The organism is Novosphingobium fluoreni (assembly GCF_014196615.1).
Taxonomy (GTDB): Bacteria; Pseudomonadota; Alphaproteobacteria; order Sphingomonadales; family Sphingomonadaceae; genus Novosphingobium; species Novosphingobium fluoreni.
This window is the reverse complement of record NZ_JACIDY010000004.1, coordinates 1-23,188: the sequence shown is the minus strand read 5'-3', so window position 1 is coordinate 23,188 and position 23,188 is coordinate 1. Positions and strand designations below refer to the sequence as shown.

Annotated in this window: 20 protein-coding genes and 1 pseudogene; 10 read left to right on the top strand and 11 right to left on the bottom strand. The window is 62.8% G+C overall.

The genetic code is table 11. From position 1 onward, the window contains the following. Positions 1-47: 47 nt before the first annotated feature. Positions 48-2,528: a TonB-dependent receptor plug domain-containing protein gene (locus GGR39_RS09330; RefSeq protein ID WP_246388592.1), complete on the top strand. Its 2,481-nt coding sequence runs from the start codon at positions 48-50 to the stop codon at positions 2,526-2,528. A gap of 95 nt (positions 2,529-2,623) precedes the next feature. Here the strand turns inward: GGR39_RS09330 and GGR39_RS09325 are convergent, their stop codons facing one another. Next, positions 2,624-3,631, bottom strand: a complete 1,008-nt coding sequence (locus GGR39_RS09325) for an aldo/keto reductase (RefSeq protein ID WP_183616894.1) — start codon at positions 3,629-3,631, stop codon at positions 2,624-2,626. A gap of 1,252 nt (positions 3,632-4,883) precedes the next feature. Here GGR39_RS09325 and GGR39_RS09320 point away from each other — a divergent pair. Genes GGR39_RS09320 through GGR39_RS09310 form a run of 3 tightly spaced genes read left to right on the top strand, consistent with a single transcriptional unit; the run spans position 4,884 to position 7,564 of the window. Continuing rightward, positions 4,884-5,465, top strand: a complete 582-nt coding sequence (locus GGR39_RS09320) for a TetR/AcrR family transcriptional regulator (RefSeq protein ID WP_183616893.1) — start codon at positions 4,884-4,886, stop codon at positions 5,463-5,465. A gap of 18 nt (positions 5,466-5,483) precedes the next feature. Further along, entirely contained in the window at positions 5,484-6,365 is an 882-nt protein-coding gene (locus GGR39_RS09315) for an SDR family NAD(P)-dependent oxidoreductase (protein WP_221226056.1), read from the top strand. Continuing rightward, positions 6,362-7,564 (top strand): SGNH/GDSL hydrolase family protein, encoded by a 1,203-nt coding sequence (locus tag GGR39_RS09310; protein WP_183616891.1) that lies wholly within the window; start codon positions 6,362-6,364, stop codon positions 7,562-7,564. Before GGR39_RS09315 ends, GGR39_RS09310 begins: the two co-directional genes overlap by 4 nt. Here GGR39_RS09310 and GGR39_RS09305 read toward each other — a convergent pair. The 10 genes and pseudogenes from GGR39_RS09305 to GGR39_RS09260 all read right to left on the bottom strand — a co-directional run bounded on the left by GGR39_RS09305 (position 7,548) and on the right by GGR39_RS09260 (position 15,196). Further along, the gene (locus GGR39_RS09305; RefSeq protein WP_183616890.1) at positions 7,548-8,849 is read right to left on the bottom strand and encodes a PepSY-associated TM helix domain-containing protein; all 1,302 of its coding nucleotides are present in this window, start codon (positions 8,847-8,849) and stop codon (positions 7,548-7,550) included. The two genes, GGR39_RS09310 and GGR39_RS09305, sit on opposite strands and share 17 nt — an antisense overlap. Before the next feature lie 5 nt (positions 8,850-8,854). Continuing rightward, the gene (locus tag GGR39_RS09300; protein ID WP_183616889.1) at positions 8,855-10,876 is read right to left on the bottom strand and encodes a TonB-dependent receptor domain-containing protein; all 2,022 of its coding nucleotides are present in this window, start codon (positions 10,874-10,876) and stop codon (positions 8,855-8,857) included. Positions 10,877-11,027: 151 nt separating this feature from the next. Continuing rightward, complete coding sequence (locus GGR39_RS09295) at positions 11,028-11,429, bottom strand: DUF2946 family protein (RefSeq protein ID WP_183616888.1); 402 nt, start codon at positions 11,427-11,429, stop codon at positions 11,028-11,030. Positions 11,430-11,530: 101 nt separating this feature from the next. Next, complete coding sequence (locus GGR39_RS09290) at positions 11,531-11,920, bottom strand: hypothetical protein (protein WP_246388590.1); 390 nt, start codon at positions 11,918-11,920, stop codon at positions 11,531-11,533. 94 nt (positions 11,921-12,014) lie between these two features. Beyond that, positions 12,015-12,440: pseudogene (locus tag GGR39_RS09285) on the bottom strand (NAD(P)H-dependent oxidoreductase); the annotation flags it as partial. Further along, positions 12,437-12,871, bottom strand: a complete 435-nt coding sequence (locus tag GGR39_RS09280) for a GNAT family N-acetyltransferase (RefSeq protein WP_183616887.1) — start codon at positions 12,869-12,871, stop codon at positions 12,437-12,439. The pseudogene GGR39_RS09285 and the gene GGR39_RS09280, both read right to left, overlap by 4 nt. After that, positions 12,868-13,929 (bottom strand): ACR3 family arsenite efflux transporter, encoded by a 1,062-nt coding sequence (gene arsB, locus GGR39_RS09275; RefSeq protein ID WP_183616886.1) that lies wholly within the window; start codon positions 13,927-13,929, stop codon positions 12,868-12,870. The genes GGR39_RS09280 and arsB overlap by 4 nt, the downstream gene beginning before the upstream one ends. Beyond that, positions 13,926-14,357 carry an arsenate reductase (glutaredoxin) gene (gene arsC / locus GGR39_RS09270; protein ID WP_183616885.1) on the bottom strand — a complete coding sequence of 144 codons (432 nt, stop codon included), beginning with the start codon at positions 14,355-14,357 and terminating at the stop codon, positions 13,926-13,928. The genes arsB and arsC overlap by 4 nt, the downstream gene beginning before the upstream one ends. Positions 14,358-14,365: 8 nt before the next feature. Continuing rightward, complete coding sequence (locus GGR39_RS09265) at positions 14,366-14,698, bottom strand: ArsR/SmtB family transcription factor (protein ID WP_183616884.1); 333 nt, start codon at positions 14,696-14,698, stop codon at positions 14,366-14,368. 99 nt (positions 14,699-14,797) lie between these two features. Continuing rightward, on the bottom strand, positions 14,798-15,196 hold the full coding sequence (locus GGR39_RS09260; protein ID WP_343055844.1) for a MerR family transcriptional regulator: 399 nt from the start codon (positions 15,194-15,196) through the stop codon (positions 14,798-14,800). Positions 15,197-15,363: 167 nt separating this feature from the next. Here GGR39_RS09260 and GGR39_RS09255 point away from each other — a divergent pair, with 167 nt between their 5' ends. Genes GGR39_RS09255 through GGR39_RS09230 form a run of 6 tightly spaced genes read left to right on the top strand, consistent with a single transcriptional unit; the run spans position 15,364 to position 22,852 of the window. Then, complete coding sequence (locus GGR39_RS09255; RefSeq protein WP_246388589.1) at positions 15,364-15,909, top strand: cation efflux transmembrane domain-containing protein; 546 nt, start codon at positions 15,364-15,366, stop codon at positions 15,907-15,909. A gap of 13 nt (positions 15,910-15,922) precedes the next feature. Next, positions 15,923-16,252, top strand: a complete 330-nt coding sequence (locus tag GGR39_RS09250) for a hypothetical protein (protein ID WP_183616882.1) — start codon at positions 15,923-15,925, stop codon at positions 16,250-16,252. A 57-nt stretch (positions 16,253-16,309) separates the two neighbouring features. Beyond that, positions 16,310-17,581 carry a TolC family protein gene (locus tag GGR39_RS09245; RefSeq protein ID WP_183616881.1) on the top strand — a complete coding sequence of 424 codons (1,272 nt, stop codon included), beginning with the start codon at positions 16,310-16,312 and terminating at the stop codon, positions 17,579-17,581. After that, entirely contained in the window at positions 17,581-18,720 is a 1,140-nt protein-coding gene (locus tag GGR39_RS09240) for an efflux RND transporter periplasmic adaptor subunit (RefSeq protein ID WP_183616880.1), read from the top strand. The genes GGR39_RS09245 and GGR39_RS09240 overlap by 1 nt, the downstream gene beginning before the upstream one ends. Before the next feature lie 3 nt (positions 18,721-18,723). Beyond that, a complete protein-coding gene (locus GGR39_RS09235; protein ID WP_183616879.1) occupies positions 18,724-21,948 on the top strand; it encodes an efflux RND transporter permease subunit in 3,225 nt (1,074 codons plus the stop codon). Continuing rightward, on the top strand, positions 21,938-22,852 hold the full coding sequence (locus GGR39_RS09230) for a cation diffusion facilitator family transporter (RefSeq protein WP_183616878.1): 915 nt from the start codon (positions 21,938-21,940) through the stop codon (positions 22,850-22,852). The genes GGR39_RS09235 and GGR39_RS09230 overlap by 11 nt, the downstream gene beginning before the upstream one ends. Positions 22,853-23,188: the final 336 nt, after the last annotated feature.

The window sequence follows — 23,188 nt, the reverse complement described above, 5'->3', positions numbered from 1 at the left end:
TTGGCTGGGCATAACAGATACGTGCGGATCAACAGGGATAAATAGACTTGAAAGCAGGATTTCTTGTGGGCGGTGCGGCAATTGCGCTGGTCCAAATGGTTCCGTTCACGGCGCAGGCGCGGCTGGCTGCCGCTGGCGACGACGCCACCGCCGGTGCAGACGCTCCGGAGGATATCATCGTCACTGGAACGCGGCAAACGGGGATTCGCGCTGCTGATAGCGCCGCGCCTGTGCAAGTTCTGGACACAACTGCGCTCGCCCATGTGGGCCAGCCTGACCTTACCCAAGTTCTATCGCAATTGGCACCATCCTTCACCTCACAGGCTTTGGGCGGCGATAGCGGCAATCTCACGACTTCGGCCAGGCTTCGCGGACTAAGCGCCAATCATGTCCTGGTTCTGGTCAACGGCAAGCGCCGGCACGGCACGGCAAACCTTCAGGTTACCACGGGCCCGTACCAAGGCGGCGCTGCTCCCGATCTCGATCTCATTCCGCCGGAAGCGATCGAACGGATAGAGATCTTGCAGGATGGCGCAGCCGCGCAGTACGGTTCTGATGCCATCGCCGGCGTCATAAACATCATACTCAAAAAGGATCGCGCAGGTGGTGTCGCAAATATCACCGCGGGCCAATATGGTGTAGGTGACGGCGAAACCTTGGCCGGTACAACTCGACTGGCTTTGCCGCTTGGTGGAAACGGCTTTCTAGACGTCACCGCATTGCATCGATTTCACGATTACAGCCAGCGCGGCGGGGCTGACCGGCGCGTTTCCAATCCAGATGGAACGCTGCTCCCCGGCGTACCGGCGGCGTGGGCGAACATTCCAGGTTTTCCCAGACTGAACCCGTTGCTGGGTGACGCGCGCTTGTCGCTTACTACCGCCACTATCAACGCCGGTTACGATTTCGGCAGCGTAGAAGCCTATGCATTTGGCACCTACGGCCGCCGCCTGGCGCGATCGCGCCAGCAGTACCGTCTCCCCAATCGCGTAAGCCGCACCGCCAACGGCATCACCGTGTTCCCCTTTCCCAACGGCTTTGTTCCCAAGATCGGTTTGCAAGAAGAGGATTTCAGTGGGACTGGCGGGCTGCGCGGTGCGCTGGCGGGCTGGAACTGGGATCTATCGGCCACCTACGGACGTGACAAGGCGAAGATCAGCACTCTCGATTCCGCCAACGCCTCGCTTTATACCGACACCGGGTTCACACCCCGCGATTTCTACGACGGCGCGTTCCTCGCGTCTCAGTTCACCGGCAATCTCGATTTGCGGCGTACAGTGGACGTGGGCCTGGCCGCGCCCCTGACAATTGCTTTTGGTGGCGAGTATCGGCGCGATGTTTACGAAATTCGGTCCGGTGACGAGGCTTCGCGGTACAAGGAGGGAGGCCAGGCCTATCCCGGGTTCCAGCCGACCGATGCCGCAGTCCGCCGCCGTCATGCCTGGTCAGGCTATATCGACGCTGCCACACAGCCGTTGACCGGGTGGACGGTCGACCTTGCGGGACGGTTCGAACACTACAGCGACGTCGGCAATACGACAATTGGCAAGATCAGCACGCGATACGATGTGTCACCCGCGTTCGGGTTGCGCGGCACTGCCAGCACCGGGTTTCGTGCACCGACACTGGCCGAGTCCTTTTACTCAGCCACTAACGTGTCGCCCGCCTATGCGATTGTCCAGCTACCGGCCAATTCAGCCGCGGCGGCGTTAACTGGCTTTTCACCTTTGACGCCCGAGAAATCGACAAACTTCTCAGGCGGCCTCGTCTGGCGCGGGTTGCCAAAGCTCACGATCACGCTGGATGCCTACCAGATCAGAATAAAGAAGCGCATCGCCGCGTCCGGATTAGTTCTCGGCCGATTTGGCACCTTCGTTATCAACCAGACCGTGCTGGATGCGATCACGGCGCAAGGCACCGTGATCGACCCTGCCGCCGCCTTCGTTGGCGTAAGTGCCTTCACCAACGGCGTAGACACACGCACACGAGGCGTGGAACTATCCGTCAATTACGCAACCGAGTTGCCAAATGCACGAATAGACTGGTCACTTGCTGCTAATTACAATCGTACCACAATTACGCACAACCGATTGGGTGATAACTTGTTCGGACCTACCGCGCAGAGCAATCTTGAAACTGCGTCACCCCGTTTCAAAGCCGTTTTGGGCGCGCTAGTCACTCATGGTCCAATTTCGCTGAACGTCCGTGAGACAGTCTATGGCAAATCCAGCACGCTTGCGTCACCTTCGGGGACAGCACCATTTTATCGAGCGACTGTGACAAAGGCCGCGATCACCGATCTCGAGTTGGCCTACGAAAGCGACGCTGGCCTGCGCTTGGCGATCGGCGCGAACAATCTGTTCGACAAGCGGCCGCCAAACGCCTCCTCCGTTCCCGGATCAGTCGGCACTCCCACGGCAGGACCGCAAAGCATCCTTGGCGTGGAAATGTATGACGCGCCCTTGGTAATCGCACCCTATGGCTTCAACGGCGGATACTATTACATCAGGGCCGGAGTGCGTTTTTAGAAAAGGGTGGTCAGGCGGCCGGATCGCATTCGCTTGTTACTGGCAGGGCGGTGAGTGTTCACGTTTTTCGGAACACTCACCGCATCGAGACAGGTTTATCCTGGAAGCGGAGCGGCAAGATCAATCAGCCCCGCATCCCGCAGCTCTTGCCAAAACGACGCCGGAATGACTTCATTGAGCGCCGCTCTGTCTTCAGCGATCCGGCTCGGTCGACTAGCACCAGGAATGACGGCGACGACCGCCGGATTGGCAAGGGAAAACTGCAGACCAGCCGCCTTGATGCTCACGCCGAGACGATCGGCGATGGCCCTGATCTTTGCGACCCTTTCGAGAGTTTCGGGGTTCGCCGGCGCATATTCAAAATTGGGCCCGCCAACAAGAGCGCCTGAATTGTAGGGTCCACCAATCACAATGCCCACACCGCGCTTAGCTGCGAGCGGCATCAATCGCTGGAGGGCCCGGCTGTGATCGAGCAGTGTATAACGCCCGGCGAGCAAAAAGGCGTTGGGCTGCGGCTCTTGGAGTTCTAGAAGCAATTCAATCGGCTCTACTTTGTTGACTCCGAGACCCCACGCCTTGATCGTACCCTCTTCACGGAGCCGGTCTAGCGCCCGGAACGCGCCCGTCCGGGCCTCCTCGAACTTTTCTAGCCAGCGATCGCCCCACAAATCCTGAGCGACGTCGTGGACAAACGCGATCTCGATATGATCAGTGCGCAAACGCTTCAGGCTGTCTTCTATTGAGCGTAACGTTGCGTCGTAACCATAATCGTTGATCACCCGATTTGCCCGGCCGTGCGCAAATGCTTCGCCCCTTTCCGCTCGGTCACGGACACTCAAATCCCCCAACTCGTCGAGGATTACACGACCGACCTTCGTGCTGATTACATATTGATCGCGTGGCCGTCCGGCGAGAACCTCCCCCATCCGCAACTCGGCAAGACCGGCACCGTAAAAAGGCGCATTGTCATAATAACGGATGCCGTCGTTCCAGGCGGCCTCTACGGTTGCCAAAGCCTCTTCCTCGGGGATATCGCGAAACAGGTTGCCGAGCGGTGCTGCGCCAAAGCCGAGCTTTCCCGGTAAGATATCTGTCAAATCCATTACGCTTCTCCTTGGCGCTCATTTAATTTCAGACGAGGCGTCTCTTGTCATGTTGCAGCCATCGTCTGCGATCTCGCCAGTAGCAAATGCGATAATGACCGATTCTTGATAATTTCAGAGAAACCATCAGCAGATCTAAATTGACTTCAAAAGACCTATCCAAACGTGTTTGCGAAAAAAAGCTGAGCAAGCGAGATGCGAACCTTTTTACGTGTTACTGAGGGGCGCTCCCTGAACCGCGTTTCGGCATTTGCATCGCCTCTGCCGGCCTGGCGCGGTCCTGATGCTGGCTCATCCTGACGCGCGCCTTGCGGCTCGCATCCCTTTCAGCAAGCCCTCTGTGTTCAAAAGTCCAACGCTTCGAAAAAATAAGCGAAGCTGGCGAAAAGATCATAGAGTTTCCACGCCGCAAGTCGTTCTGCTGCCGCTACTTCGTCCCTCCTACGAACGTGATGACAAAGTCATCGTCATCCCGGCCGAGGTAGGGCTGGTACCCTGATTGTAAATCAGTGCAGTCCTACGCAAGACCGCTGGCCATCGACTTGACGTCCGATACAACCGCCAGTCCATCCGCAGGGTTGCCGTCGCGACCTTAGCGAAGGGCTTGGGATCAAGATCGCCGAACCATGCTCGGAATGGGCTTGAGCCGCCAAGCCGAAAGTGTCCCGGCAGGTGGCGGAGAACAGCGAGTTTGTTGCAGCCGATGTCGAAGCCAACCGACACTCGGAAAAAGCAACTCGCCTCCGCACGCGACAAAGATGGCGACCTCAATTCCGGCAGGAACGACGTGACGCCATGCATAATAGATATGCGGCCAGCCTGGCACAAGCCGGACGGGTGCCGAGCATCAAGCTTCGGCACAGTGCAGTGATAGATCGCCAAGCTGCGTAAAGTCATGAACCAGTTCACCGCTAGTGGCCATGTACGATCCCTTTTGCACAATGCTACGTCACCCCGAGCGCGAAGCGCCGCAGTTAGGCGCCATGGCCAGCGTGATCGCTACAGCGCCGCAACGGCAGGTGGCAGTGATGGGAAGGGTCATCGCGGATATCCGATCGGGTTTGGGCGTCGGGGATGGTAATGTCATCCACATGACGGCATCTGTGGCGTACCGGGCGTAGGGTAAAGGACGCCGATGATGGCCTGAGGACCGCCCGTTCGCCGCGATGTCCATTTGTCATTTCAAGGCGTTGAGCAGTCAAGTGCTTCCGCCAATATTGACAGACTGATCACTCTTTTATAGGTAGCGGTCATGGCTCGGCCCAAGAGTGACACCAAACGCAACGACATCATGACGGCGGCGATCCGCGTGATCGCCGAACAGGGCATCGGCGCGTCCACCGCGACGATCGGAAAGGCGGCGGGTGTTTCCAACGGTGCGCTGTTTACCTATTTTGAGACCAAGGCGGCGCTGTTGAACCAGCTCTACCTGGAGCTGAAAGCGCGCATGGCGACGATGACGACTGTTGACGTTCCGGGTGCAAACGTCCCGGTTGAAAATGGCGCGCGCGAGCAGTTGCGGCTTGTCTGGTACGCGATGCTGGGCTGGGCCAGGGAGCGGCCCTTGGAACGACTGGCGCTCGCTCAGGTCAGCGTGTCGAAGGACGTGACGGACGAGACGCGCGCGCTCGCCGCGAAGCCCTATGCGGAGGTCGAGGCGCTGCTCGATCGATGTCGCGCCAAGGGTGCGATGCGTGATGCGTCGCCCGCGTTCCTCGCCAAGATGGTCCTGGCCATGGTCGATGCGACGATCGACAGCATCGCCGTCGAACCCGAGGCCGCGGACAAGCATGCCGAAATCGGCTTCGACGCCCTGTGGCGCGCGATCCACTGACGCGAACGGAGAATGGTTGTGGCCCATGGTGGAAAATCGGCTGACCGCCTTGCCGTCGTGACGGGCGCGTCGGGCGGCATCGGCGGAGCGACGGCGCGGCTGCTGGCGAAGCGGGGCTTCCATGTCCTTGCGGGCGTCCGTCGCCGTGAAGATGCCGATGCGCTTCGGAACGATCGTATCGAGCCAGTCATGCTGGACATCACCGATGAAACGGCGATCGCGGCGTTGGCGGACAGGATTCGTGACGATCCAGAGCGGCGTTCCCTGCGCGCGCTGGTGAACAACGCCGGGATGGCGGTCAACGCGCCGATGGAGACCTACCCGCTATCGGATTGGCGTCGGCTGTTCGAGGTCAACCTGTTCGGCCATGTCGCGATGACGCAGGCTCTGTTGCCGGCGCTGATCGAAGGCCGGGGTACGATCGTCAACATCTCGTCGGTGGGCGGCAAGGCGGCCATGGCGACCTACGGCCCATACGCTGCCACCAAGTTCGCGATGGAAGCGATCAGCGACTCGCTGCGCCGGGAAGTCGCCGCGCACGGCGTCAGGGTCGTGGTGATCGAACCCGGCGCGGTGACGACAGAGATGCTGGGGCAAGTTGCCGCCCGTGGTGAGAAGATTGTCGCGGCGATGACGCCCACCCAGCGGACTCGCTACAGCGCCCTCATGCAGGCGGTCGTCGCGCAGGCCGAGGCATCGGCTGCGGGCGGCGCCACACCGGACGAGGCGGCCCGGACGATTTTGGAAGCGATCACCGCCGCTCGTCCCCGCACCCGCTATACGGTCGGTCGCGGCGTGGGGCTGGTCGTCAAGCTGACGCGGCTCTTGTCGGATCGCGCGCTCGACCGGTTGCTGGCCGCCAATTTGAAACCCCATTGGCCCAAGGCGTCGCCCGCATGACCGCATCTGACTGGCACAGTACGCCGATCACCGCCGCGATGCTGCAGGGCTGGATCGAACTGGAGCAGACCCCATTGGGCATTCTGCCGCACCGCTTGCCTGCATGGGCCCGGGCGCAATGCGCAGACGAGCAGCTGGCGGTGGTCGAGCAACAGCCATCGGGCGTGCGCCTGTGTGTCCGCACGGCGGCCACGGTCATCGAGCTGGAAGCGCTGCCGATGAAGCGCGTCTATGTCGGGATGCCGCCGCGCCCTGACGGCATCTACGATCTGACGATCGACGGCATTGTCGCCGGTCAAGGCAGCATCGCGGGAGGCAAGGTGCTGCGCATCGATCTGGCGCAGTGGTCGGCTGATGCCAGGCTCGCCGCCGCCATGGAGCCGGGAGAGCCCGGTCGGTTGCGCTTCACGGATTTGCCGGACGGCAACAAGACCATGGAAATATGGCTGCCGCATGACGAGATGACCGAGCTTGTCGCGCTCCACAGCAATGCGCCGGTCGAACCCGCGCCGCCTTCCGGACAACGGCTCTGGCTGCATCATGGCAGCTCGATCAGCCACGGCTCCAACGCCACGCATCCCACCGGCATCTGGCCCGCCGTGGCCGCATCCCGCGCCGGCGTCGACCTGCTGAACCTCGGCCTGGGCGGCAGCGCGCTGCTGGACCCGTTCCTGGCGCGCACCATCCGGGACCAGAGCGCCGATCTCGTCAGCCTCAAGCTCGGCATCAACATCGTCAACATGGACCTGATGCGGCTGCGCGCCTTCGGTCCGGCGGTACATGGCTTTCTCGACACGATCCGCGACGGTCATCCGACGACGCCGCTGCTGATCGTGTCGCCGATCTTGTGCCCCATCCACGAGCATACGCCCGGCCCCTGCGCACCGGACTTCGTGGACGGCCAGCTCATGTTCCGCGCGACGGGAAGCGAAAGCGATGTCGCCAGCGGCAAGCTGACTCTCAGCGTGATCCGCGATGTCCTGCAAGCGATCGTCGCGCAGCGGCGGGAGGCCGATCCCAACCTCCATTATCTGGACGGACGGCATCTCTATGGGGAAGCGGATCATGACCATCATCCGCTGCCCGATCGGCTTCATCCCGATACCGCAACCCACCGTCTGATCGGCGAGCGATTTGCAGCGGTGGCGTTCGGCGCGGAGGGACCGTTCGGCGGACCGATTTCTAGCGGACGCGGCTGATGATCCGGTCGATCGCCAGCAGGACGAGCACGGACGCTCCGAACAGCGGTAACAAAAGCGCAAGGACGAACATCGCCACGATCATCCAGGGCTTACCTGCCCCCGCGACCGTTGCTGGTGCTGCGATGGCGCCTTGCGGCTTCCGCTTGAGCCACATAACCACGCCGAGAATGCTGATCGTGCACAGCGCGATAGCCGTAAGCACACCGATCAGCTGGTTCACCCAGCCGAACAACTGGCCCTCATGCCAGGCGACACCGGTGTTCACTATCCGGTCGAGCACATGCTGATCGGCAAAGCCGCGCCGCCCCGTCTCAGCACCAGTGGCAGGATCATAGGTGACCTGTCGTCCGAGCCAGCGGTTTTGTGCCTCGGACTTGGCGGTCCACTCGTCACCTGTCGGCGGACCGAAGCGTTGCGGCGCGTGCGGCGGCATCACCAGCGCAGGAAAAGCGAGGTGTTCTTGCTGTGCCTTTGCAACGAAAATTGACAGGGGTAGTTCGGCCGCCGGGCTGATCGATGGCATCGCCATCGGCATGTCCGGATGATGTCCGGCGTGGCCGCCATCAGCCCCGATCTTCCAGTCCTGCGGTCCCTTGACCAGGCCAAGCTCGGTCCGCGCCCATTTGAACGCGCCGCCCCAGGCACCGGCCCAAGGGAGACCGCTCGCCAGCATCACCAGCACCAACCCTGCAATCCAGAAGCCGGTAACGCGGTGAACGTCCTTGAGGAGCGGCCGCCCCTTGAGCGACAGACGCGGCCACAGCGTGCCGGCGAGCCGGAACGGCCGCGGCCACCAGAGATAGAGGCCAGTCAGGATCATGACGATCGTCCAGCTCGCCGCCAGTTCGACCAGCCAGTCGCCCCACGTGCCGATCAGCAGCGACCCGTGGACGCGCGCGACCGTCTCCGAAATCTTGGCGGTGGGATCACGGCTGCCTAGCACCTTGCCCTGTGGCGAAACGAAGATGTCATGCTGCGCGCCATCGGGGGCGATCATGTGGATCATCGCAGCGTCGCCGGGCCGCTCCGGCAGACGATAATAATTGAACCGCATCCCCGGGCTGGCGGCGAGCGCGGGTGCCAGCTGTCGATCGGCCGACACGGCGCCCGCCGTCGGCTGACCTTGATACGCACGCTCCTCCCAGCGGTCTATTTGCGGCTTGAACAAATAGATCGCGCCGGTGACGGAGAGGATCAGGATGAACGGCAGGACGAACAGGCCGGCATAGAAATGCCAGCGCCAGATTGTCCCATAAGCGCTGGAGGGTGCGGTGCTCGCCATGTTCGTCACCACCGGAACCGCACGCCGCCATAGACGGCGCGGCCCGTACCCGGATTGAAGATTTCCCATGTTGGACCGGCCGTGCCGGCGATGGCCACGGTGGAGATATAGCGCTTGTCGGCGAGGTTGCGGCCCTCGACGTAGAAAGACCAACGCTCGCCCAGATCAAACCCGGCCTTCAGGTTCAGCAACGCATAGGGATCGACCGTCAGCGTATTGGCATTGTCGGCGAAATAGTGCCCCGGCGCCCATTCGACATTTGGACCGGCGTAGAAACCGCTGGGATGCTTGTAGAGCATCTCGGCGCGCAGATAATGCTTCGGTACGCCCGGAATGCGGTTGTTCCCGTAGATGGCGTCATCGTCGAAGAAGAAGTCGCTGTAGGTGTAGGCGGCGGTTAGCGCGAGGCTGCCCCCGGAGGCCGAGAGCGGAATATCGCCGTTCAGCCCCGCTTCGATCCCCTGATGCACAGTGCGATCGGCATTGATGGTGGTACACGGCGCCCATGGGAAGAGCGTGAGGCACTGCAACTCGTTGCGGATCTCGGAACGATAGAGCGAGACATCCCATCCGATGACGCCGCTGCGCCCGCGCGTGCCGATCTCATAGGTGGTTGCGCGCTGGGCCTTCATGTCCGCAGTCGGTGACGAGAAAATGCCGGCGTCGTAGCTCGGCACTTCTGCACTGCGCGAGACATTGGCGAAGAACTGGACGTCCGACTGGACGTCCCACAGCACACCGACCTTGGGGCTCCACAGGTCGTAGCTTTGGCGGCCTGACCCCGTGCTGATCCGGTCCCGTCGATCGCGGGTCGCATGCAGATACTGAACGCCCGCGATCAGAGCGAGGTTGGGCTGCACGTAGAGCGAGTCCTCGGCATACACGGAGAGGTTCTTCGACTTGTCGGCCATCGACTGGGTCAGCGCGCCCTTCACCGCGCCGGGCAGATTGACGAACTGCTCGGTATCCATCGTGCCGTTGTGTAGATTGACACCGACGATCAGCCGGTTGCGTAGGCCACCGATAATGCGATCGTCCACGGCGCGCAGGAACCCGCCATAATCGTCCACGGTGTAGTCGAGATACTGGTAGATTGGATGATCGACATGGCGCCAGTTGTAGAAGGCACCGAACTCCAGCACCGTCTGATCAAGCCGGACCGTCGTCTTGTTCGAGATGCGGACGGAGTCGACATTGCGCTGCTGGTCCTGATCGACCCAGGCGGGGTTCGCCGCCCGCGGATTGCCGAGCGCTTGCGCTTTCGAGACCTCGCCGGGGATGCGCTGATTGGTGGAGGCGCCGGTCAGATAGAAGCGAGTCTCGACATTGGGCGAGATCCGGTAACCGACATTCATGTTGCCGCGAATGGCATCGCCGTCGCTATGGTCGCGATAGCCGTCGATCCGCTGGGCCGAAACGGTCGCGAAATAGTCGAGCGCGCCCGAGACACCGCCAGTGCTGGCCTGGCCCTTCACATAGCCGAAGCTGCCAACGTCGAGGCGCGCATCGAGCGGCGAGGCATCGCGGCCGGTCGGCGTAACCAGATTGATCGCACCGCCCAGCGCATTGGCACCATAGCGCAGGGCATTGCCGCCCCTGAACACCTCGACATAACGATAAGCGCTGGGATCGACCTCGAAGAAATCGACTAGGCCATCCGCCGTGTTCATCGGCACGCCGTCCAGCAGGAGGGAAATGCCGCGTGCGCCATAGGCCCGTGACAGCCCTGATCCACGAACCGAAACGCGTGCATCGTCGCCCATGCGCGGCTGCGTGATGACGCCCGGCACATAGCCAAGAATGTCCTTGATATGCTGGACCGGCGTGTTCTTGAACGCGGTGTCGGAGACAACTTCGACACCGCCCGGCGTGCGGTCGATCGCAGCGGTGGCCTGCTGGGTTGTGGGTGTCGCGGTAACGATAATATCGTTGGGTCGCGCTGTGTTGGTGTCGGCTGGAGCCTGGTCCTGGGCAACGGCGGGGCTCGCGGCCAGACAGGCTGCGAGTGCGATAATGGATGTTTTCACGGTTCTTCCCTGAATCTCTGGTTGCACGGGCGGGCAAATTTGCCGTCGCCCGACACGCGGCCGCGTGCGGTCGCGCCGATTCACATGCGCGGCCACGCGGGCGGTGGCGCCTGGAAGCGCCAACACCCGTCGCCGTCATGCGACACGAAGATCAGTGGAGAGGCGGCCCTCTTAGAGGCGGGCGTAGATAGGGCGGCGCGGTGGAAGCCGGCAGCACCAGGGGGCGCATTCCGAGCGCCAGGACGAACAGGATCGCGGCTGCCAACAACAACGTATCGGCAGCGGCAAGTGAAGGCGCTGAAAGTCCGGCGAAGGCGCAGGGCTGCTCGGCCTTGCTCCTATGATCATCGCCGTCCGATTTATGCTCGAGGCCAGGGATGGTCATGATCATCGTCGCCGGCCCCATCCCCGAACAGACGCTGACCACGATGTGACCGTTTGACATCGTCGGCATGAAGCCAGTCGGGATGACGATTTTTATCAGCAACGCGAGCGCAAGAACCGCACAGGCGAAGAGCCTATTGGCAAGGACGAGGCGACGCAGCCGATGCACGGGGGTTGCCCCTAACGAGCATAGTCCGGGATGTCATTGTATATTGCTCGATGCCGCCCCTCGTCGATCGGTAAAGTGCGCCCCCTCGCCATGACCATAGATCAATCGGCATAGCGTCGGCGTCGTGCCAACAGCGCAATAAGACCTGCACTCGCTAGAAGTACAGCGTCGATGAACCAAGCTATCCCATCCTGAGCAGTGCCGCTCCAGCGGATCACATGCAAAATCGGTACTGCCGCCATCAATACAGCTGCACAATAGCGGAAGACTGCACCGAATATCTTATCAGGTATAGAAATGCAGGCCGTGCCATAGGCCATTCCGGTCATAATGATCCACGCGATGAGAGCATGATCATGGACTCCTGTCAGCGGGAGGATGGCGATTAACGCGAATGTGGCGGGCTGGCCCCAGGCCGTCGCGGTCCAAAAACGCTGCCAGGCCAGAGCAGGGCGCCCTTTATCACGCCGCCGAGCGAACCAGATCGTCATGCCGCTCGAAGTTACGACGCAAAGTGCCAAGCCGAGAAGCCCGTAAGCGACTTTGATGGCGAGGCCGCCGAACCATCCGAAATGGAGAGGCGGCAGCGAGGGTGCGGCCCTGGGTCGGGCGCATGCCGCCGAACTCCAGCGGCAGATGGTCGATCTGCGCCTTCATGATCCCGGTAATCTGGCCGTGGCGCTCGGGGCTGCACCAAACCATGCCCTCGGACCAGAGCGCATGCTGACGAAGCTCATGGACAGCGGGGTGATCGTCTCCCGCCACCTGATCGGGGAGCGGCAGATCACTCGGATCGAATATCCGCACCTCGGCACCGAACAGCATCAGCAGCCGCGCGGCTTCCTCGGTCGCGAGGCGGCTGAACGAGCGCTCGCGCAGCGACCCGTACAGCAGCAGGATGCGGGGCGGAGGGTGGTCGTCGCCCATGCCGGCGCCGGGCCGGGTGATCGCGAGGCTACGGTCGAGGGCGGGCAGATGGTCGCGGTCGATCAACGTGCGGATACGGGTCATTCAAGATCCTTGACGAGATAGGTCGCGCGCGGACCGCATAGCGACGTGAACTGCGCGGTCGCGGCGATGAAGGCCGGCGCGGCGTCGCGATCGGCGTCGACATAACCGAGCTGGCGGAAGAGCTCCCCGGTGCCACTGGTCAGCAGGTGCAGTCGTTCCACAGCACCATCGGCAACGCCTTCGAGGCGCTCGACCAGCATCCGTCCATAGCCCTTGCCGCGACGGGTCGGCAGCACAACCAGCGATCGTAGCAGCCGGTCAGCGCCGTTTCCTTCCAGACCGATGAACCCGATCAGCCCATCATCGTCGGACAGGCTGAAGAACATCTGGTCGGGACGGCCGAGATCGTCGGTCGGGAGCTGCGCGGCACCGAGCGCGAGCTGCAAGGTATAATCGGCGTGCCGCGCTTCCGAGAAATATATCTGGCTCATGCCCTCGCTCTCGCCTCGTACCAGGGCCGCGTCCGCTTCACGATCGAGACGACCGACAGCATCACCGGCACCTCGACGAGCACGCCGACCACGGTCGCCAGCGCCGCGCCCGAGTTGAGCCCGAACAGGCTGATCGCCGCGGCGACCGCCAGCTCGAAGAAGTTGGAGGCACCGATCAGGGCAGCAGGGGCCGCCACGCACCATGCCACACCGAGCCTGCGGCTCAGCCAATAGGCGAGCCCGGCGTTAAAATAGACCTGGATGAGGATCGGCACCGCGATCAGCGCGATGACGAGCGGATGGGCGATGATCGCCTCGCCCTGAAACCCGAACAGCAGCACCAACGTGGTGAGCAACGCGAGCAGCGAGACCGGCCCAAGCCGGGCCAGCAGCCGGTCCAATGCAGCCTGTCCACCCGATCCGACCACGGCGCTGCGGACGATCTGCGCAACAAGCACCGGCACGACAATGTAGAACATCACCGAGATCATCAGCGTGTCCCACGGCACCGTGATCGACGCGACGCCGAGCAGCAGGCCGACAAGCGGCGCGAAGGCGAACACCATGATCACGTCATTGAGCGCGACCTGGCTTAGCGTGTAAGTCGGCTCACCCTCACAGAGGTTGGACCAGACAAACACCATTGCCGTGCAGGGCGCAGCGGCAAGCAGGATCAGCCCGGCGATGTAGGAACTGACCTCGCCCGCCGGCAGCAGCGGCCGAAACAGCCAGCCGAGGAACAGAGTGCCCAGCAGCGCCATCGAGAAGGGCTTCACCGCCCAGTTGATGAACAGGGTGACGCCAACTCCCTTCCAGTGCTGGCGTACCGAGCCGAGCGCGCGCAGGTCTATCTTGAGCAGCATGGGGATGATCATCAGCCAGATGAGTATCGCGACCACAAGGTTGACGCGCGCCATCTCGGCCGAGGCAATGGCAGCGAAAAGGCCCGGCAAAGCATAGCCGAGCGCGATCCCGACCACGATGCACAGCGCCACCCAGACGCTGAGATAGCGCTCGAACGTGCTGATCGCCTGCCTTGCCGGAACGGCGGTGGTCATCCGCCGATCCTGTTGCCCGCATCGTCGATGATCTTCTCGCCATCTTCCTTGGTGAAGGCGCCGCGCTGCCGCGCGGGCAGCAGGTCGAGCACCTCTTCCGATGGGCGGCATAGCTTCACCCCAAGCGGCGAGACGACGATCGGCCGATTGATGAGGATCGGATGCGCGATCATTGCCTCGATCACCTGGTCATCGGAGAGTGCCGGGTCGCCAAGGCCAAGCTCGGCATAGGGCGTGCCCTTCTCGCGCAGCAGGGCACGGGGCGTGATCCCCATCCGGCCAATCAGCGAAACGAGCCGCGAGCGGTTCGGCGGGGTCTTGAGATACTCGATGACGTGAGGCTCGATGCCGGCGTTCTGGATCATCGCCAGCGTATTGCGCGACGTCCCGCACTCAGGGTTGTGATAGATGACGATATCGACGGTCATGGGGGCCTTCAGCAGCAGGGGTTGAGCTCGGCGATCAGCGGGGCGCACAGCTCCGCTTTCCCGCCGCAGCAGTCCTTCACGAGAAACAGGGTTAGCGCCTTCAGCTGGTCGAGATTGGCGCGGTAGTTGATGACGCGGCTGCGGCGCTCGGACCAGATCAGCCCAGCGCGCGCCAGCGTCGCGAGATGCACCGACATGGTGTTTTGCGGCACGTCGAGAGCCTTGGCGACCTCGCCGGCAGCCAGGCCCTCAGGCTCATGACGTACAAGTAGGCGAAATGCGTCGAGACGCGTTCCCTGAGCGAGCGCCCCAAGCGCGCCAATAGCTGAGTCGTTGTCCATATATCCACATTAATGGATATATGGATTTACGCAAGCGCGGCGATGATCTCGCTGATGCCAGTGGGGAGCTGTTTACCCCGCGGAACGCGCCCGTTTCTGCTAGTCTTGCTGAAACGCTCCCAAAATCTGGCAATCAGCCACGGTGCCTCCGCGGCACGATGTGATCATAGCTGATAGTTGCTGTCGAAGCGCAGTAAGGTCTGCAATTTTTCGGTCAACTTCAGCTAAGTGCTTGGTCGCAAGGACATCGATTTCGCAGCAGTCGCGATCTTCCTGCGCTGCAATATCCAGCAGCGCGCGGACCTCCTCCAAGCTAAAACCTAAATCGCGGGTTCGTTTGATGAACCGCAGACGCGCCACATCATCCGGAGTGTAGGAGCGATAATTGCCGCTAGTCCGGGACGGTCGGGAGATCAGGCCGGCACGCTCATAGTAGCGAATGGTCTCGATCTTCACGCCTGTGGCGGTCGAAAGACCGCCGATCGTCACCTGGGTCACGAGAAAGTCCTTGAGTCTGTAGTTGCTACAGGGTGCATATAGCGTTCCACATCGCGAATCACGAGGTGGAGATGGCCTGCAACAGTTGCGCATCGGCAAAGCCCGATCCGAACAATGATCCGTCCTGGCGGCGCGCTCTGTGGATCGCGCTCGGCATCAACGCCGCCATGTTCGTGGCCGAGATGGTAGCAGGCGTGGCTGGCGGTTCGAAGGCGTTGCAGGCGGATGCCCTCGATTTCCTTGGCGACAGCGCGAACTATGCGATCAACCTCGGCGTTGCCGGCATGGCACTCGCCTGGCGTGCCCGTGCTGCCCTGATGAAGGGCGCTACGCTTGCCGCGCTCGGGCTCTACGTGCTCGCGATCACCGTTTGGGCAATCTGGAACGGCAAAACGCCGCAGGCCGAAGTCATGGGGATCGTCGGGGTTGTGGCACTCATCGCGAACGCGGGTGTCGCTGTCATGCTGTATCGCTACCGCAGCGGCGACGCGAACATGCGATCAGTCTGGATATGCTCGCGCAATGACGCGATCGGCAACATCGCGGTCGTCCTCGCCGCAGCTGGTGTGTTCGGCACCGGCACTGCATGGCCCGACCTGATCGTCGCCGGCATTATGGCGGGCCTCGGCATTTCCGGGGGTACGCAAATCATCATGCAGGCGCGCAGAGAGTTGACTGCGCAAAACGTCAGTTACACTGTGGCGGCGGAGTGATAGGGGGTAGATGATGCGTAAGCTCCTCCCTCTGCTCGCATGCCTGGTGCTGGTGCTGACCGGCTTCGCGGGCATGGCGCATGCCGCTGAAGCAGCGGGCGGGAGCGTACTCGGCATCGAATTGGCTATCCATGCGCCGGGTGATGGCGACGAAGTCCCTGCAGACAGCGACAATGGCCTGCCGCACCATCACAACGCCTGCCATGGGCATGACGTCGGGACGCCAGCCACTGCCTGCGGCCGCGAGACTGCTGTGCTCATGGTCATGCCAGGGATCGGTCAGTTGAACGCCCCTGCCCCCAACGCGCATGGCAATGTTCTGCCGAGGCCACCCCAAGCCTGACGATTTCGCTGGTCGGCACATACCGGCCTGACGCTCATCAGTCAGGAATAAATACTCATGAAGAAATTGCTCGCGGCGATGTTCGCCGCGGCGTCCTGTGCCTCTGTGGCGCAGGCGCAACAGGAGCGCCTATCGGCCGATACGTCGGCACCGATATTGACGCTAGAACAGGCCGTTGCCGCCGCTGGCGGCGCGGCACCGTCGGCGGACGCGGCCAATGCCGGGATCAAGGCGGCACAGGCGAACCGGACGGTCGCCGGCCTGCGTCCCAACCCGGTGGCCCAGGCCCAGGTCGAAAACGTCGCCGGCACTGGTCCCTATAGTGGACTCAGAAGCGCCGAAACGACGATGGGCGTCGCCTTGCCCATCGAACTTGGTGGCAAACGCAGCGCTCGAGTCGCTGTCGCCAACGCCCAGCTTTCGCGAGCCGAACTGGAGGCGGCGGTCGCTGCAGCCGATGTCCGGCTTCAGGTTACCTCGCTCTATGTCGAGGCAATCTCTGCGGAACGACGGCTCGCGACGGCGCGTGACCAGCTCCGCATCGCAGATGATGCTCTGCGAGCCGCAAGAGTGCGGGTGCAGGCTGGCAGAGCATCGCCCCTCGAAGAGCAAAGGGCCGACGTCGCCAGGATCAACGCGGCAGCCCGCCTTGAGCGTGCGGCGCGACTTGCCGAAGTTGCCCGTCTCAGCTTGGCACGGCGACTGGGACGCCCCATCGATAGCGGGCTCGACGTTGCACTGCTCGATCGTCTTCCGGCCGCGACCTATCGCCCAACCGTCCTGCCCTCAGCATTCGGCACGCTGACCCTGGCGGCAGCGGATGCTGATCTGGCGGTCGCCGATGCCGGCATCCGCCTAGCGCGCGCCAATCGCGTTCCCGACCTCAACGTCGGTCCTGCGCTGCGGCGTCTGGAGGCGACCAAAGACACCGCTGCAGTGTTCACCGTGTCGATCCCGATCCCGCTGTTCAACAATGGAAAGGCGGCGGTCGCCCAGGCGAGCGCCGAGCGCTCACGGGTGGAGGCGAGTCGGCGGATGACTGCGCTCGATGTCGAGCAGGCCATTGCCGAAGCACAAGCCGAGGCTGCCAACGCCGAAACGACTGCACGCGCCGCCGTCGGCCCGGCGCTCGCTGCGGCGCAGGAGGCCGCCCGCATCGCCCGTATCGGCTATCGCGAAGGGAAGTTCGGCCAACTCGACCTGCTCGATGCCGAACGCACCCTCGCCGACACACGTGTCGCCGCGATCGATGCGCTCGCAAACTATCAAAATGCCCGCGCGCGGCTGGAGCGACTGACCGCTCCCGCGCCTCAAGGGAGGAACCAGTGATGAAGAATATCCAGTTGTCGGGCGCAATGTCGCTCGCGCTCATGCTTGCTGCCTGTAACGGCGCCAATTCGACGAACGAGGCTGCGCCCGAAAAGGCCAAGGAAGCCGGCCACGCCGATGAAGGTGTGGTGACACTATCGACTGACCAGATCGCGGCTGCTGGCGTTCAGGTTGCAGCGCCACTGGTCGGCGGCTCCGGTACGATCGAGCTGCCAGCGACGATCGACGGCGATCCGCAGGCGACGCAGGTCGTCTCGGCGGCGATTGCCGGGCGCGTGGTCGCACTCAACCGCAATCTTGGCGAGAGCGTTGCGCGTGGGCAGACGCTCGCCGTGATCGAAAGCCGGGAGGCGGCGCAACTCAAGGGGGAGGTCGAAGCGGCGCGCGCCCGGCTTGCGCTCGCAAATTCCAATCTCTCGCGCGAGCAGCGACTGTTTTCCCAGCGCGTCTCGCCCGAGCAGGATCTGATCGCGGCGCGAACCGCCGCGACCGAAGCACGGATCGCGCTCACCCAGGCGCAAAGCCAGGTGTCGGCGGCTGGCGGCGGCGGCGGCGGTTTCAACCGCCTTGGCATCGTCTCGCCGATTTCCGGTCAGGTGATTAGCCGTCCGGTGGTGCTTGGCCAGACGGTCGCAGCCGATGTCGAGCTGTTCCGGGTCGCCAATCTCTCGAAGGTGTCGCTATCGCTCAGCCTCAAGCCCGAGGATGCGGGGCGCATCCGGCCGGGAGCGCAAGTGACGGTCAGCGCATCGGGGCGCACGGCAACGGCGCGGATCAGCTTCGTCTCGCCCGCGCTTGATCCACAGACCAGACTGGTGCCGGCAATTGCCTCGCTGGACAACGGCGGCAATCTCTGGCGCGTGGGTGAGGCCGTGACCGCCTCGGTGCAGCTTGCTGGCGACGGCGGCCCCTCCACGATCCGTGTTCCGTCGACAGCCGTGCAGACGGTCGAAGGACGGACGGTCGTGTTCGTGCGAACTGCGACAGGCTTCAAGGCAACCCCGGTCCAGCTCGGCGATGCCGCCGGCGACACGGTGCTCATCCGTTCCGGGCTGTCTGGCCGTGAGCGGATCGCCACCACCGGAAGTTTCACGCTCAAGGCCGAACTCGGCAAGAGCGAAGCAGCGCACGAGGACTAAGCCATGATCGCCCGCATCGTCACATGGGCGATCGAGAAGCGCTGGCTTGTCCTCGCTCTCACCGCCGTCGCTGCCGTCACCGGCGCCTACTCCCTGTCCCGACTGCCTATCGACGCAGTGCCGGACATCACGAACAACCAGGTCCAGATCAACGTCCGGGCGCCCGCCCTCTCGCCCGAACTGGTCGAGAAGCAGGTGTCGTTCCCGATCGAGACTGCGCTCGCCGGCATCCCCGGCCTAGAATACACCCGCTCGCTGAGCCGGAACGGCTTCGCGCAGGTGACGGCCGTCTTCACCGACACGACCGACATTTACTTCGCGCGCCAGCAGGTCGGCGAACGCCTTGAGGGGGTGAAGGAGAGTCTGCCCAACGGCGCCAGCCCCGAGATGGGGCCGATTTCGACCGGGCTTGGCGAGGTCTATATGTGGACCGTTCGTCTGGAGCACCGCGCCGACGACAGGCACCGGCCCGGCGAACCCGGCCAGCAACCCGATGGAAGCTATATCACGCCAGAAGGTCAGCGGCTGACGAGCGAGGCCGACAAGGCGACCTATCTGCGCACCGCGCAGGACTGGATCGTCACGCCGCTCCTCAAGAACGTGTCCGGTGTCGCCGGCATCGACTCCATCGGCGGTTACGCAAAGCAGTACCTAGTCGTCCCCAACGTCCAGAAGCTGGCGTCCGTCGGCCTCACGCTGACCGACCTTGGCACGGCGCTCGAACGCAACAATACGAGCGTAGGCGGTGGCTTCGTTAACCGTGGCGGCGAGGGTCTCGCGGTCCGGTCGGATGCCCTGATCCGCAACGAGGCAGAGCTGGCTCGGACTGTCATCGCTACCCGGGAAGGCGTTCCGATCACGCTCGATCAGGTCGCGACCGTCCAGACCGGTCAGGCGATCCGGATGGGCTCTGCATCGGAGAACGGGACCGAAGTGGTCGTCGGCACAGCGGTCATGCGCATCGGAGAGAACAGCCGAACGGTGGCGACGGCCGTTGCCGACCGCCTCAAGGAGGTGAACGCCTCGCTGCCTCCAGATGTCGTCATCCAACCGGTACTCGACCGAACGGCGCTGGTGAACTCGACGATCAAGACCGTCGCCAAGAACCTGAGCGAAGGCGCTCTGCTCGTCATCGTCGTGCTTTTCCTTCTGCTAGGCAATTTCCGGGCCGCATTGATCGCGGCGCTGGTAATTCCCATCACGATGGTTCTGACCGGGTTCGGGATGCTGCGCGCGGGCGTCTCGGCGAACCTGATGAGCCTAGGGGCGCTGGACTTCGGGCTGATCGTCGACGGCGCGGTCATCATCGTCGAGAATGCTCTGCGACGGATCGCCGAACAGCAGCATCATGAAGGCCGTCTACTCAGCCTTCAGGAGCGGCTTTCGAACGTCGCGAGGGCGGCGCGCGAGATGATCCGTCCCTCGGTCTATGGGCAGGCGATCATCATACTCGTCTATGTGCCGCTGCTCACCCTCACGGGCGTGGAGGGCAAGACCTTCGTGCCGATGGCGCTGACGGTCATCATCGCGCTGGCCTTCGCCTTCATCCTGTCGCTGACTTTCGTGCCGGCCATGATTGCGATCTGGCTATCGAAGAAAGTGGAGGAGAAGGACGGCCGGATCATCTCGTGGCTGAAGCAGCGCTACGAGCCCGGTCTCGATCGGGCGATGAAAAAACCATCGATCACGATCGGTGCGGCGGTCGGCAGCCTCGCTGTCGCGACGGCTGCCTTCCTCTCGCTGGGCCAGGTTTTCCTGCCACAGCTCGACGAAGGCGACGTGCTGATCCAGGCGCTTCGCATTCCGGCCACCTCGGTCCAACAAAGCCAGGCCATGCAGGTGCCGCTCGAGCGGATATTGTCGCGACAGAAGGAGGTGAAGTTCGTCTTCTCCAAGACGGGCACTGCGGAACTCGCGTCCGATCCGATGCCGCCCAACGCCACCGACATGTTCGTCATCCTCAAACCGCGCGACGAATGGCCAGACCCAAAGCTCAGCAAGGCCGAGCTGGTCGAACGACTTGAAGCCGAGTTGGGCAAGGGTCCGGGCAACGCCTATGAGATCACCCAGCCGATCCAGATGCGGTTCAACGAACTGATTGCCGGCGTACGCGGAGATGTCGCGGTCAAAGTCTTCGGTGACGACTTTGCGGCGATGAACCGCACGGCCGAGCAAATCGCCTCGGTGTTACGGAAGACCGAAGGCGCGACCGATGTAAAAGTCGAGCAGACGACCGGTCTTCCTATGCTCGACATCCGCGTCAATCGTGACGCGATGGCGCGGCTCGGGGTCACCGCGCAGGACGTGCAGGATACCATCACCGCGACTATCGGCGGCCGGACGTCTGGCATGATCTTCGAGGGTGACCGGCGCTTCCCGGTCGTCATCCGCCTGTCCGAAGCCGAACGTGCCGATCTCGGAGCACTTGCCCAGGTGCAGGTGCCTGTCGCTGGTGGCTCCTATGTGCCGCTCTCGAGCGTGGCGACCATCGCGGTGTTCGATGGCCCCAATCAGATCAGTCGTGACAACGGCAAACGTCGTGTTGTCGTCCAGGCCAATGTGCGTGGCCGCGACGTCGGCAGCGTCGTTACCGACGCGCAGGCGGCGATCGCCAAGGAGGTGCGCTTGCCCGCCGGTAGCTATCTCGAATGGGGCGGGCAGTTCGAGAACTTGGCGTCAGCCAGCGAACGGCTCAAGCTGGTCGTCCCGGGCTGCTTCCTGCTCATCCTGCTGCTGCTCTACGGAGCTCTCGGCAACGTGCGCGACGCGGCGATCGTGTTCACGGGCGTTCCGTTTGCGCTGGTCGGCGGTGTTCTGCTGCTATTCGTGCGGGGGATGGATTTCTCGATCTCGGCAACGGTCGGGTTCATCGCGCTGTCCGGCATCGCAGTCCTAAACGGGCTCGTCATGGTCAGTTCGATCCAGGATCTGATCCGGTCTGGCATGAGCCGGGCTGAGGCGGCGAGGACCGGGGCAATCCAGCGCCTGCGGCCCGTTGCCATGACCGCGCTGGTCGCAAGCCTGGGTTTCGTACCCATGGCTTTTGCCAGCGGGGCCGGTGCCGAGGTTCAGAAGCCTTTGGCTACGGTGGTCATCGGCGGACTGATCTCGGCAACGCTGCTGACCCTGTTCGTTCTTCCCACACTCTATGCCCAGTTTGGGCAGCGCGCTGCCGATCGCGACGAACGTCCGGCAGGCCAATTTGAGGAGATGCCCCATGGCGCATGACCATAGCGGAGCTGGCCACAGCCACGATCACACGGCCGGCGCGAACACGAAGATGTTGGGGTGGGCGCTTGCGCTCACCTCGACCTACCTCGTCGCCGAGGTAATCGGCGGGTTCGTCTTCAACAGCTTGGCGCTGTTGTCCGACGCCGCTCATATGCTGACCGACGTCGCCGCGCTTGTGATTGCGCTGCTCGCAATCAAGATGGGCAAGAAGGCGCCCGATGAGAAACGCACCTTCGGCTATCGACGGTTCGAGATTCTCGCGGCCGCGTTCAACGCCGTCCTCCTGTTCTCCATCGCGACTTATGTATTCGTGGAAGCGATCAAGCGGTTCAACGAGCCTCAGGAAATCCAATCGTTGGGCATGCTCATTGTCGCTGCGATTGGCCTTGGCGTGAACCTCATCTCAATGCGCCTGCTCATCGCCGGCAAGGAGGCGAGCTTCAATGTGAAGGGCGCCTATCTTGAGGTCTGGGCCGACATGATCGGTTCGGTCGGCGTGATTCTGGGGGCGCTGGCGATCAAGTTCACCGGATGGACCTGGGTCGATCCGATCGTCGCTGTGGCGATCGGGCTATGGGTCTTACCGCGAACATGGATCCTGCTGCGTGACACCACGAATGTGCTGTTGGAAGGCGTTCCCCGCGGACTCGAACTCGCGCAGGTCCGTAAGGAAATCAGAAGTCTCGCTGGAGTGACCGGTCTCCACGACCTTCACATTTGGTCGACGTCCAATGATGATGTCAGTTGCACCGTCCATGTGACGTTGGGCGGCGGCGCGGATGCGGATTCAGTGCGGCAAAGCGTGAGCGCATTGCTGGAGGCGCGCTTCGAGATCCATCACACAGCCATTCAGACCGAAAGCCCCGGGGAACCGTGCGATCCAGAGCAAGCGCATGAATAGCCAATCTGGTTGACCGATCGTGACTGTAGGGCGGTTCTCTGCCACATTTTAGCTCCCCATAGCCAGCGCTGCACAGGGAGCGAAGACGGTGCAAGGCGGCCATCGCCGCGCTGAAAGGCAGTACAGGGTACGTTGCCGCCAAGCGGCCTCTCGTTGAGCGAATGGCTGGTTTCGGTGGAATCTGCCGTTCCAAACCCTATCGACTGACGACGCATTCTGGTCGGCACTCGCCGGAGGGTCTTGGGAGATTGTGTTGAAAAAGTCGGGCTTGCACTTGGGGTAAGGGTCTGATTCAGCATTAGGATGCTGAAGGATGGCAAGCCATGATGGGCGAGC